This is a genomic window from Flavobacterium sp. K5-23 (assembly GCF_023278045.1).
Classification (GTDB): Bacteria; Bacteroidota; Bacteroidia; order Flavobacteriales; family Flavobacteriaceae; genus Flavobacterium.
Genome location: NZ_CP056783.1, coordinates 25,600 through 38,668, shown reverse-complemented (window position 1 = coordinate 38,668; position 13,069 = coordinate 25,600). Strand labels below are relative to the sequence as shown.

Annotated in this window: 10 protein-coding genes; 5 read left to right on the top strand and 5 right to left on the bottom strand. The window is 34.3% G+C overall.

Going from position 1 to position 13,069, the window contains the following annotated elements; genetic code table 11:
* Nucleotides 1–42 precede the first annotated feature (42 nt).
* The gene (locus FLAK523_RS00175; RefSeq protein ID WP_248905128.1) at nt 43–2,307 is read left to right on the top strand and encodes an aconitate hydratase; all 2,265 of its coding nucleotides are present in this window, start codon (nt 43–45) and stop codon (nt 2,305–2,307) included.
* 52 nt (nt 2,308–2,359) lie between these two features.
* Here FLAK523_RS00175 and FLAK523_RS00170 read toward each other — a convergent pair whose 3' ends face one another.
* Nucleotides 2,360–3,085 carry a hypothetical protein gene (locus FLAK523_RS00170; RefSeq protein ID WP_248905126.1) on the bottom strand — a complete coding sequence of 242 codons (726 nt, stop codon included), beginning with the start codon at nt 3,083–3,085 and terminating at the stop codon, nt 2,360–2,362.
* 381 nt (nt 3,086–3,466) lie between these two features.
* On the opposite strand from FLAK523_RS00170, the gene FLAK523_RS00165 reads away from it, so the two are divergent.
* Nucleotides 3,467–4,888, top strand: coding sequence for a peptidoglycan endopeptidase (locus FLAK523_RS00165; RefSeq protein WP_248905124.1), 1,422 nt, complete (start codon nt 3,467–3,469; stop codon nt 4,886–4,888).
* Between the two features lie 596 nt (nt 4,889–5,484).
* The gene (locus FLAK523_RS00160; RefSeq protein WP_248905122.1) at nt 5,485–5,712 is read left to right on the top strand and encodes a CDGSH iron-sulfur domain-containing protein; all 228 of its coding nucleotides are present in this window, start codon (nt 5,485–5,487) and stop codon (nt 5,710–5,712) included.
* 103 nt (nt 5,713–5,815) lie between these two features.
* Here FLAK523_RS00160 and FLAK523_RS00155 read toward each other — a convergent pair whose 3' ends face one another.
* From FLAK523_RS00155 to FLAK523_RS00140, 4 genes are all read right to left on the bottom strand, one after another.
* Nucleotides 5,816–6,019, bottom strand: coding sequence for a hypothetical protein (locus FLAK523_RS00155; RefSeq protein WP_248905120.1), 204 nt, complete (start codon nt 6,017–6,019; stop codon nt 5,816–5,818).
* Nucleotides 6,020–6,028: 9 nt separating this feature from the next.
* Nucleotides 6,029–8,323, bottom strand: a complete 2,295-nt coding sequence (locus tag FLAK523_RS00150) for an NADP-dependent malic enzyme (RefSeq protein WP_248905118.1) — start codon at nt 8,321–8,323, stop codon at nt 6,029–6,031.
* Nucleotides 8,324–8,515: 192 nt separating this feature from the next.
* Nucleotides 8,516–10,060, bottom strand: coding sequence for a DASS family sodium-coupled anion symporter (locus FLAK523_RS00145; RefSeq protein ID WP_248905116.1), 1,545 nt, complete (start codon nt 10,058–10,060; stop codon nt 8,516–8,518).
* Between the two features lie 13 nt (nt 10,061–10,073).
* Nucleotides 10,074–11,366, bottom strand: coding sequence for an OprO/OprP family phosphate-selective porin (locus FLAK523_RS00140; protein WP_248905114.1), 1,293 nt, complete (start codon nt 11,364–11,366; stop codon nt 10,074–10,076).
* A gap of 219 nt (nt 11,367–11,585) precedes the next feature.
* Between FLAK523_RS00140 and FLAK523_RS00135 the strand changes: the two genes are divergently transcribed.
* Both FLAK523_RS00135 and FLAK523_RS00130 read left to right on the top strand, forming a co-directional pair.
* The gene (locus FLAK523_RS00135) at nt 11,586–12,758 is read left to right on the top strand and encodes a hypothetical protein (protein ID WP_248905112.1); all 1,173 of its coding nucleotides are present in this window, start codon (nt 11,586–11,588) and stop codon (nt 12,756–12,758) included.
* A 68-nt stretch (nt 12,759–12,826) separates the two neighbouring features.
* The gene (locus tag FLAK523_RS00130) at nt 12,827–13,054 is read left to right on the top strand and encodes a CDGSH iron-sulfur domain-containing protein (RefSeq protein ID WP_248905110.1); all 228 of its coding nucleotides are present in this window, start codon (nt 12,827–12,829) and stop codon (nt 13,052–13,054) included.
* Nucleotides 13,055–13,069: the final 15 nt, after the last annotated feature.

Here is a 13,069-nt window from a genome sequence, read left to right as displayed (position 1 = left end):
TTGTGGTGTTTAATTTAGAACAACAAAAAACACCTATATATTATGGCTTTTGATATTGATATGATTAAAAAAGTGTATGCGAACATGACTAGTCGTGTTGATGCAGCACGTGAATTAGTTGGACGACCACTTACATTGACGGAGAAAATTTTATATTCACACCTTTGGGAAAAAACACCTTCTCAAACTTTTAAAAGGGGTGTTGATTATGTTGATTTTGCTCCTGATAGAGTAGCTTGTCAAGATGCAACGGCTCAAATGGCTTTATTGCAATTTATGCATGCAGGTAAGAAAACGGTTGCTGTTCCTACGACAGTGCATTGTGATCACTTGATTTTAGCTAAAGTAGGCGCTGAGAAAGATCTAGCAGTTGCAAAAGAACAATCGAGTGAAGTCTTTGACTTCCTTTCATCGGTTTCAGATAAATATGGAATAGGTTTCTGGAAACCTGGTTCTGGAATTATTCACCAAATAGTATTAGAAAATTATGCTTTCCCTGGAGGAATGATGATAGGTACTGATTCACATACTGTAAATGCTGGTGGATTGGGAATGCTTGCTATTGGTGTTGGTGGAGCAGATGCTGTTGATGTAATGTCAGGAATGGGATGGGAATTAAAATTTCCCAAACTAATTGGAGTTAAGTTGACAGGAAAATTATCTGGTTGGACTGCTCCTAAAGATGTCATCCTTAAAGTAGCTGATATTCTTACTGTAAAAGGGGGGACTGGAGCTGTTGTAGAATATTTCGGTGAAGGGGCCTTAAATATGTCTTGTACAGGAAAAGGAACAATTTGTAATATGGGTGCCGAAATTGGTGCCACTACATCTACATTTGGTTACGATGATTCTATGCGTAGGTATTTATCGGCTACTGGACGTCAAGATGTTGTGGATGCTGCTGATAAAGTAGCGCCATACTTAACGGCAGATCCAGAAGTATATGCAAACCCGGGACACTATTTTGACCAGGTTATCGAAATTAACTTGTCAGAATTAGAGCCGCATATCAATGGTCCTTTTACGCCAGACCGCGGGACTCCAGTTTCTAAAATGAAAACGGAAGCTGCTGTAAATGGGTGGCCATTAAAAGTAGAATGGGGATTAATCGGTTCTTGTACCAACTCTTCTTATGAAGATATGGCTCGTGCTGCTTCTATTGTAAACCAAGCAGTAGAACACGGAATCACTCCAAAAGCTGAATTTGGAATTAACCCTGGTTCTGAACAAATTCGGTACACTATTGAAAGAGATGGTATGATTGCCACTTTCGAAAAAATGGGAACTAAAGTATTTACAAATGCTTGTGGACCATGTATCGGACAATGGGATAGAGCAGGAGCTGACAAACAAGAGAAAAACACAATTGTTCATTCATTCAACCGTAACTTCTCTAAAAGAGCTGACGGCAACCCTAATACACATGCTTTTGTAACTTCGCCAGAAATGGTTGCTGCATTAGCAATTTCAGGAAGATTGGATTTCAATCCGTTGACTGATGCTTTATTGAATGATAAAGGCGAAGAAGTGATGTTAAAAGCTCCGTTTGGTGATGAATTACCCAAAAGAGGATTTGATGTCAAGGATAATGGTTTTCAAGCTCCTGCTGAAGATGGATCAAATGTTAAAATCGTTGTAAGTGAAACTTCGGATCGTTTGCAATTATTGGCACCTTTTGAAGCTTGGAACGGAAAAAATATTTCAGGAGCTAAATTGTTAATCAAAGCTTTCGGAAAATGTACGACTGACCATATCTCTATGGCAGGACCTTGGTTGCGTTTCCGTGGACATTTAGATAATATCTCAAATAATATGTTGATTGGTGCTATAAACGCATTTAACCAAAAAACAAATTCAGTTAAAAATCAATTAACCGGTGTTTATGATGCAGTTCCTGCTGTAGCACGTGCTTACAAAGCAGCTGGAATCCCTACTGTTGTTGTTGGGGATCATAACTATGGAGAAGGGTCTTCTCGTGAACATGCAGCTATGGAGCCTCGTTTCCTAGGTGTGAAAGCAGTATTAGTCAAATCATTTGCTCGTATCCATGAAACAAACCTTAAAAAACAAGGAATGTTAGGATTGACATTTGCTAATGAAGCTGATTACGATAAAATTCAAGAAGATGATACTATCAACTTCATTGATTTAGTAGATTTTGCTCCAGGAAAACAATTGTCATTAGAATTCGTTCACGCTGATGGGTCTAAGGATGTAATTATGGCTAACCATACCTACAACGAAGGGCAAATTGGTTGGTTCGTTGCCGGTTCAGCATTAAACTTAATTGCTGCAGGTAAAGCATAATAATTAAAATATATATTTCTAAAAGGCTTCTCTGATAAAGAGGAGCTTTTTTTTATTGATAAGAAATCGAAATAAGTTCTGCTGTATAATCAAAAGTTGTAATTTTTTCGATTCCAGATTCACAATTACCAAATAACACAATTGGAGAGATGTGTTTTTCTAGTTTTGGATTTATTAAAACAATATTGGTGTAAGTCAAGTTGTTCTTTGTTGTGTTATACTTTCCAATGCTGGGGTCAGTCGTTGTCCATTCAATTTTGTTTTTTTCTATATCAAAGTTTTCTGTGATTCCTGTATATTGATAGTTTACAGATCTTCTATTCTTTTTATAGTCGATTATATCTTTAAAGTAAAAGTCTCTATAGGATTTGTTTAAATGTTTTTTTATTAGAGCTTTTGTATCATTGATTTCTATTCTACTACATCTTAAAGTGGTCTTGTTTTTTTTTAGATTGTACTTTCCTTCAATTTTATATGTTCTTTTAGAAATAATGGCGACAAGTTTGTTTTTATCAGCTTCTGATAATTGATTCATTTGTATGAATCCTCCAGTTCTTATGTCATTTTGAGGAAGTGTTGTCTTTTGGAAGTTTAAATCTGGAAAATAATGGTTTAAAAGTAAGGTGTCGGCGTAAATTCCTCTGTTGTCAATATGGATAGTGGATTTTTGGTGATAGGTAAAGACAATTTTTTTGTAATATTTAGGTGTTTCTTCAAATTGAGAATAACCAATAGCTATATTGGTAAGGAGTATTAAAGCTAATAAGGTTTTTTTCATTTTGTTGTGTTTTAAGAAAAGTAATATAAATATAAGTAGAATTTAAATATGCGAGCTATTGGATTTTATTAAAACTGTTTCATTTTGCAATTGATATGAATTTTACTTAAAGTGAAAAATATTTTAAACTTGCTTGTGGGTTGGTAAGTTTTAAATTGCTGTGCCCAAGCGCCGAATAATTGCAGTATTTTTTAATATTAGCGAATATGTTAAAATGGATATAAAGAGTTGTTAAAAAAGCGCGACATTTGTATTTATAGGTTAAATTCGCTTTTCTAAATACTTTTTTGATGATTTTGAAGTTTAGAAGTAATATAAATTTATTTTCTGAATAAGAAATTCAGGGTTAATAGATTGAAATTTAGTGTTTAAATAAAGTTTATGAGAAATTATAGTTGGATTGTAGCGATGTTTTTTATAGGTAGTTTTTATGGTTTTTCGCAAGAAAAACAAATAAAGCATACCATAATGAAAGGGGAAACAATTACCAAAATTGCTGAACAATACAATGTAAAACCAAAAGCAATTTACGACCTAAATCCACAAGCCAAGAAACTCTTGAAACTCAATTCCGTTTTGCTGATTCCTACAGTTGTTTCTCAAAACACTAATACTACCACAAATAATTCAACAACTTTTTCTGAAACAACGCATGAGGTTCTAGTTAAAGAAACGCCTTATGGTATTGCAAAAGAATACGGAATAAGTGTGGCTGAATTGTATGAAGTCAATCCTTCGTTAGAGAAAACAGGTTTAAAAACTGGACAAAAAATTCAAATTCCAGGAACGGCAGCTAACAGTAAGATAAAGGCAATTACTTCTGAGCCACAAAAAGAATTAAAAACAACAAAATCCCAAGAAAAAGTAATATCAAAAGCAAGTGCTCCAGTAACTGAAGTTGCAGTAGTTAAAAATGAAATGACGACTCAAGAAATTTCACGTGAGGTTTTAAAAGGAGAAACCAAATATGCAATTGCTAAAGAATACGGAATTACAGTTGCTGAAATAGATAAGGCTAATCCTATTCTAGAAACGGAGGCTTTGAAAGTAGGACAGGTTATTACAATTCCTGTAAAAGGGAAAGAAGTTGTAAAGACAGCTGATAATAAAGTTGCAATTGATAAGCAAGTATCAAAAACAGAATTAGTGGTAAATACTCCTGTGACAGTTGAGGATTCATTCTCTCGTAAAGTATTAGCAAAGGAGACTAAATATTCTATTGCAAAACAATACGGTATTACAGTTAAAGAATTAGAAAAGCAAAACCCTAAAATTGCCAAAAAACTTTTAGTAGGTTCCGTTTTAACTATTCGCGGTATTGAGGTGAAAACTGAAACAGCTGTTGTGGCAGAAGTTGTTAAAGAAGAGATAAGTGCAACTCCAAATTCTTCAAGGAAATCAATTACTGATATGAACTTTTTAGATCAGCTGGTATCAGCTGCTTCTGATAATATTGGTTCAAGATACCGAACGGGAGGAACCTCTAAATCAGGTTTTGATTGTTCTGGATTGATAGTTTCCACTTATGGAGGTTTCGATATTAAGTTGCCTAGATCGTCTATAGAGATGTCAAATTTCGGTTCTGTGATAAGTACAGGCGAAGCTCAAAAAGGGGATTTAATATTCTTTAAAACGAATGGAAGAAGACGCATTAATCATGTAGGGATGGTTGTTGATGTTACAGATGGAGAGATAAAATTCATTCATTCTTCTAATCATGGAGGAGTAATTATATCTTCAATAAAAGAAAATTATTACAGCAAAAGTTTTGCTCAGGTGAATAGAGTATTAGAACAATTATAGCCATATTCTACTAGGGGTTCTATAAAAACAAATAAAAAAACTCTCAGGGAAACTTGAGAGTTTTTTTATGGAAATTCATCTCTGTTTCTCAATATTAACATAAAACATTAGAGCGTAAGAATTAAATTATCCCTGACGTTTTTTTTTAAAGGAAGTGTTTTAATTGTCATAGCTTCCTCCAAACCAGCACTCACATTCTTTTTCTGATTTTCCACATATTTTGCAAGTGCGTATTTGAGTAATTATTTTGTAGATTAATTGTCTCATATTTTATTGTTTTATATTGAGTTAATAACAAGATTTTTAATTTTGTGTTTTTCTTATTGTTTGTGAAAAAGTAAAACTATAACTACTTTTTTTAGTTTCTTTACGGGAAACCGTAACAGCATACTTCTTTTATGGAATTTTAATTATAAAGACAAATTTCCTCAATAAGGGTGTGCTCTCAAAGAAATAAATAAAACCTAGTTTTTATTTATTTCCTTAAAATAGAATTAATGTAAATTAGATATGGATTCTTAAAAAAAGCACGTCTATACTAAGGGAGTAGCATATATTTTGCAATCTTTGAACTCTTAAAAAAAACAAACAGCATTATGAGCAAAACAAAACTAGTAATCAATCGCAATGGATCTATAAAAATAGAGGGTGATTTTGAAATAACTGACAGCGAAGGAAATGTATATGGATTAGAAGGAAGAACGGCTTTGGGACTTTGTCGTTGTGGATTATCAGTTAACAAACCATTTTGTGATGGTTCACACCGTAACGGTTTCGAACACGAATCAGCAGCATTCGATTTACCACCAATGAAAGTGAAATAGAGAATTCTATATTCTACATACACTATAAAAAAGCTGCATTTTTCAATAATGCAGCTTTTTTATTAATCTAAATCTTCTTGTTCCAATGTACGGAAGGTTTCAATTAATTATACATTTCTAAAAGTAGTGTTCCGTTATATAGACCTCTTATTCTTTTGTTTTTGTCGATTAATAAAAAGTGTTCAGTATGTAAAAACTCTGAGGCATCTTTAGAAAAACCAATTTCTTTCTCAGTAGAAGAGGATTGTCTTGCGAGAGTGTAAATTTCATTTTTATTATCCTCAGGTTTTGTGGAAACACATTTCAAACATTTATATTACTTATTCAATTTAGCTTTTTTTCTTTTGTCACGCTCTTGCGTATCAATTACAGCAACTGCAGTCATATTAACCATTTCATTTACACTGGCGCCCAATTGTAGGATATGAACTGATTTACTAAGCCCCATCATTATGGGACCAATTGAATCAGACTTGTTGAGTTCTTTTAATAATTTATAGGTGATATTTGCCGATTCTAAATTTGGAAAAATTAGGGTATTTACTTTTTTACCCGCTAATTTTGAAAACGGAAATCTACTTTGTAACAACTCCAAATTTAAAGCAAAATCAGATTGAATGTCACCGTCTACAACTAATTCCGGTGTATTAGTGTGTAGAATTTTAGCGGCCTGTCTTACTTTAAGTGCATGTGGATGCGTTGAAGACCCGAAATTTGAATAGGAAAGCATAGCTATGACAGGATTGAAACCGAATGTTTTAGCCACACTAGCAGTCATTTTGGTAATATCGGCCAGCTCTTCAGCAGTTGGGTCGATATTTATAGCTGTATCAGCTAAAAACATTGGACCTCTTTCTGTTGTTATGATATTTACCGTTGCCGCTTTTTTTACATTTGGGGCCTTTCCTATGACTTCAAAAATAGGTCTAACTACAGTAGAATAGGCTCTAGAATACCCAGAAATCATTCCGTCTGCATCTCCTTCAAGAACCATCATAGCCCCAAAATAATTGCGGTCTCTCATTTTTGAAGTAGCGCCATAAAGTGTCATACCATCTCTTTCCCGCATTTTCCAGAATTTGGTGGCGTAATCATTTCTTGCAGCATTTGATTCCTCAGCATGAGTATCAATTATTATAAGATCGGCATCAAATTCAATTTCCTTTTTTAATTCTAAAATTGTTTCTCTATGTCCTAATAAAATAGGAACTGCAATTCCTTCGTCAAAAGAAATTTGTGCTGCTTTCAATACATCTAAATGATCTGCTTCTGCAAAAACTATTGTTTTAGGATGTACTTTGGCTCTTTCGTGTAACATTCGAACCACTTTATTATCGTTGCCCGAACGCTGTAACAATTCTTCTTTGTACTTGTCCCAATCCAAAATCGGCATTTTGGCTACACCACTTTCCATGGCAGCTTTGGCAACCGCCGGAGGTATTGAAGAAATCAATCGAGGATCAAATGGTTTTGGAATGATATAATCCCTTCCAAAAGTGAGACGGGTTTCACCGTAAGCAATATTTACTTGCTCGGGAACAGCTTCTCGGGTTAAATCAGCCAAAGCTTTTACGGCCGCCATTTTCATTTCTTCATTTATTTTAGTCGCTCTTACGTCTAATGCTCCTCTAAAAATAAAAGGGAAACCTAAAACATTATTGACTTGATTAGGATGATCGGATCTTCCTGTGGCCATAATAATATCTTTTCTTGTGCTCACTGCTAAATCATAAGCAATTTCTGGGTCAGGATTTGCCATTGCAAAAACAATAGGATCTTTTGCCATAGAAATTAACATAGCAGGATTTACCACGTCGGCTACAGAAAGTCCTACGAAAACATCAGCATCAACCATTGCTTCTTCAAGGGTATCAATTTTTCTGGCACTGGCAAATTCAAGTTTTTCTACCGATAAATTTTCTCGGTCACTTCGGATTACACCTTTGCTGTCAATCATAACAATATTCTTTCCAGAAGCACCAAAAGCCTTATATAATCGGGTACAAGAAATAGCAGCAGCACCTGCGCCACTTATTACTATGCGTACATCTTCAATTTTTTTCTTAGTTATTTCCAATGCATTCAACAGGGCTGCAGCCGATATAATTGCTGTTCCATGTTGGTCGTCATGCATTACAGGGATATCCAATTCTTCTTTTAATCTTCGTTCAATTTCAAAAGCTTCCGGAGCTTTAATATCTTCGAGATTAATTCCTCCAAAAGTAGGAGCCATAATTTTTACCGTTTCAATAAACTTATCAATATCTTTAGTGTCCAATTCAATATCAATACTGTCAATATCTGCAAAAATTTTAAATAACAAGCATTTCCCTTCCATAACAGGCTTCGAAGCCTCAGGGCCTATGTCTCCTAATCCTAAAACAGCTGTGCCGTTAGTAATTACTGCTACTAAATTTCCTTTAGCGGTATATTTATAAACGTTTTCTACATCTTTATGTATTTCTAAACAAGGCTCGGCAACACCTGGAGAATAAGCAAGTCCCAGATCACGTTGGGTTGCGTACGGTTTAGTTGGTACAATTTTTATCTTACCCGGTTGCGGTTTGGCATGGTAAACCAAAGCTTCCCTTCTTAATTTTTCTTTGCTCATAGTAATGTATTATTTGTAGTGTGTTCTTTAAAAAAGCGTCTTTTTTTTCTAAAACTTGCATTAATTTGTTGAATCAGGTGGATGGTTAAGCGGAAGTTTATTAAATAATGGATATGCCAGCACGGATTTTAATTTGTGCTGGCATATCCTGAAACCTAACTAGAGGTTTGCTAATTTATCGCAGTAATAGTATTACTTAAGAGTTGCTCCTAGTCTAATGTCTTTTGCCCATTCTGGCATAACATTAGGGTCAATGTCAAATACTATTGCGCCCCAGTAATAGGATATTAAAACGACTAAAATAACCCCTACAATATTTATTATGAAACCTGCTTTTACCATATCCATCATTTTTAATTTTCCAGAACCAAAAACTACTGCGTTTGGAGGCGTAGCTATAGGGAACATAAACGCCATAGAAGCTGCGATAGTTACAGGAATCATTAGAAATAAGGGATTGATTTGGATTTGATTGGTAAGTCCAGCCACAATAGGAAGCATCATTTCTGTTGTTGCGGTGTTTGAGGTAAATTCAGTTAAAAAGGTCATTAGTCCAGTAACTGTAAATAGTAAACTCATATTGCTTAAATTTCCCGCAGACACAAGTTGTTCACCTATGTATGACGATAATCCGGAATCAACAAAGCCTTTGGCTAAAGCAAATCCTCCTCCAAAAAGCAATACGATTCCCCAAGGGATTTTGTTTATAATCTCCCAAGTCAATAATCCTTCTGTTTTCTTAGAGGAAGGGGTGATAAATAAGAGGATAGTAACGAATATTGCTATTGTGCCGTCGTTTAGGAATTTAGGCTCCGGAAATAAACCACTCCATCCTGGAATTTTGAATTCACCTATACTCAATGTCTTACTAAATACCCATAGCAAAGCCAGTAATACAAACAAAACAAAAACTCTTTTTTGTTCTAGGGTAACTTTTCCTAGCTCTTTGTATTTTTCATTAAAAAAGGATTTGTTTAATACTTCAATATCTTTTTGTGGAGGAAATAAAAAATACAAAATCACCAAAACAAAAACAAACATCAGTATGCTTAACGGTAGCGCATATATTAACCATTGTCCAAATGAAATTTCTGGAGCACTAGGATAGATTATTTCAAATATTCTTATAAAGGATAGGTTGGGAGGCGTACCAACTAATGTAGCAATCCCTCCAATAGAACAAGCATAAGCGACCCCGAGTAATATGGCAGTGGTAAATTTCCCTAATTTTTGTTCCCCATGAGTGTCTTCTAATGCTGTGGTTACAGAAAAAACGATAGGTAACATCATCATGGCAGTAGCCGTATTAGACATCCACATGGATAAAAAGGCAGAGGCTAACATGAATCCTAACAGTATTTTAAAAGGGCTTCCGCCTAAACTAGATAATATTTTTAGAGCGATACGTTTATGTAAACCCCATTTTTCGAGAGCTAACGCCATAAAAAAGCCTCCTAAAAACAAAAATATAACATCATTGATATAAGCATTTGAAATGGTCTTGCCATCTAACACCCCAAAGGCAGGAAATAGAATAATTGGTAATAAACTTGTTATTCCTATTGGAAGGGCTTCAGACACCCACCATATAGCCATCAAAACGGCTATTGCGGCAGTAATTGTGACTCCTTTGTTACCCGGAACTAAATCTAAAAAGCTAACCATTAAAGTAAAAATGACCAACCCTAAAATAATAATTTTATAATTTACGCTTGATTTTGAATCTGTATCTGTCATGATTGCTGTTTGTTTAGTTAATTTCTATTTGATATTGTAATACGATTTGCCCTTTTCTTTCGTCAACTTTAAGTTCTCCTAATGTATTTGCTAAATAAATAGGTCTGTTTTGATAGTTTAAAGTCAGCTTGTTTGAATGTCCTTTAAAAAAGAGATTCACCCCTATATCGTAAACTAGCATTGACTGATCTAAGGCTTCAAAGTTGGAATATTGTATAGCAATGTTGGGTTGTATTTTGCCAATTAAATTTTCCTTCCCCAAAAAGTTTTTTGGAAGTAAGTAACCAAACTGAAAAAATACGGTATTTCCAGTTCCCATCATTGGAAAATCATTACCGGAACCATTAAATGAAGTTCCTCCGCTGGTGTAATCATTTGCTCCTAGGTTTCGGATGTAATTTGGCCCAAAATCGGTGTCGAAATAACCTAAATAAGAAGTAATTGCAGTCCCTTTCTCTTTATTTAAAGGGACATCATAAAATAGTTCGGTTGCCCAGTTTTTAAAATCATAATATTTTGTGACTCCATTGTTAAGGCTAGAGGTCATTTTCGCTTGGTATAAAAAACCAGCTCCTAAATTGAAAATCTTTTTTTCTCCAATGTAAGTTCCTGTTCCTCCGCTATAGGCAGTTTTGTTGCTTTCGTTGTCAAGAAATTCGTATTTTGCATATGCGGAAGTTCTCACTCTTGGGTTATTAAGAGCAAAATCAGTTACGCCTTCTTTGGCTTCAACACCAAAACTAATAGGGTTTTTTAAAGACAACACATAGTCAAACTTTCCTATTTGGCCCTTTGCCCAAGCTCCTAAACCTCTTCCTAAATCATCATTTTTATCAATGGTTAGTAATGAAAACAATGGGGCGTCCATACTCATCAATGTTTTGCTGCTTCTGGTTGTCCATCTGCTCAATCCATCCCATGAACTTTCACCCATTCCTAAAGCAAATTGATCGCTGAAGGCATATTCGACATTTAAATCTAAAACATCAAAAGCAAATGCCTTTTCGTTCGAGAGATTAATGTTATTTCCGCCAAATAATGAATTGACATATAATTTGGGACTCAGTTGTGCAGTGACTCCCATACGTAACCTTCGTATAGAAAAATCAAATTTATTCGTTACTGGTTCGCCATTAATTGTGGTCCCGGGATTCATGTCATTATACCGACCCCAAAACTGTCCCCTAATGTATCCTTTTATATAGGTTTTTCCTGATTCGTCCAGATTAATTTTTAATTTGTCACTCTGTGCGGAGCATAAATTAGAAATAAAGAGTAAAATAAAAACAAAGGTTGTTGGTTTCATAAGTAAATAGTTTAGTTTTGGATTATTGTTTAAATATTTGGTATGTTTTTAACAATAAAAAAATAGATAGTAAATTTTATTTCATTTTTTTATCTCGGCTAATGTAAAATTTGTTTCGGTTTCAAAGCTATGCTTTTACACTGTTTTACATTAATTTGTTTGGTTTTACACCCGTTTACACTTCAATTAATAGATTTTAAAATAGAAAAAACGCCATAAATGGAGGAGAATTTGAATGACAGCTTTAAAGAGAAATTAAAAGAACTATATGGTGGTTACCAGCCTATTACGTCTAAGTTCGGGACGTCTTCTTTTGGAGAAATTGCTTCTGATTTATGTATCAGTCCCAGCCAGTTCAGTAAATTGATTTCAGGTTCAGCCACTGAGGGGATGTACATGAGGTCGATAAGAAACATTGAACAATTAATTATACACAAAAACCTATTAAAAGAAACCAAGCAGTTAAAGAAGGAATTAAACAATAGAGAAATTGCTAAAGAAAGCAGTTCTTATAAATTTCCAAAAAAAATGATTGGTACTTTGATTTTTCTGGTATTGGTTATTGGAGTTCTCTTAGTTTATATTTTCATGAGGAATCACACCCTTACGGGAACTGATTCATTAGGCTCCAATGATAAACATCCTTTAAGTTCTTTTTATAATACTGAAGAAAATAAAACGATTGATTTGGGTTTTTTAAATGAGGATGAAGTCCAAGAATATTGCCCGGCAAGTGCTTTTGAGGGGCAATGGAAACTAGCACAGCCTTATTTTATTCCTTTACCGGGAAGTAAAAAAGCTGGAGTTTATTTATTGGCCAAGTCTGCAGATGTCACTATGGTTTGCTCTAAATTTGCCAGCGAGAAGGGGAGAGTTTTATGGGGGTTTGAGCATTTAACACACGAAATATGGGTTGATAAAACAAGGCAGCCTTTAATACCGCTTTATTTTGACGCTGTAAATAGAACATTTACAGAATTATATCGAAAATTAGATTTTGAGCATAATCCGAATTTCGTTAAAATTGCCAGTATTAAATCGTTTTACTTAGACGAATTTACGATAAGACCTGATTCTATTTATAGAAAAGGGCAGCCTAGCGGTAGATACCTTGATTTTTTGGATAAATCTTTAGCTAAAGAGTACAATGTTGATGTTGATTACATTCTAAAAGAAGTGATCAGTGATCTTACCCAAACGCGATGTAATGCTTTAGTCAATGAATATAATAATCCGAATGATTTAAAAGTCCACAGTGTGATATCATTTAATTGTTTCTATTCCATAAACCTTGAAAATCTTGGTTTTGGAGGAAGTTATCCCTACACTAAAACCTTAGAATTGGTAAAAAAGAATTATTCAGATAACTTGAATTGTGTTGATTCAAAATAAAAACACTTTCTTTTTTCTAAGTAATTAATGTAAATTAGGACTTTGAATCATAAAAAAAAAACAGCATTATGAGCAAAACAAAACTAGTAATCAATCGCAATGGATCTATAAAAATAGAAGGGGATTTTGAAATAACAGACTGCGAAGGGAATGTATATGGATTAGAAGGAAGAACGGCTTTGGGGCTTTGTCGTTGTGGATTATCTGCTAACAAACCTTTTTGTGACGTTTCACACCGTAACGGTTTCGAACACGAATCAGCTGCATTCGATTTACCACCAATGAAAATGAAATAGAGAATACTATTTTCT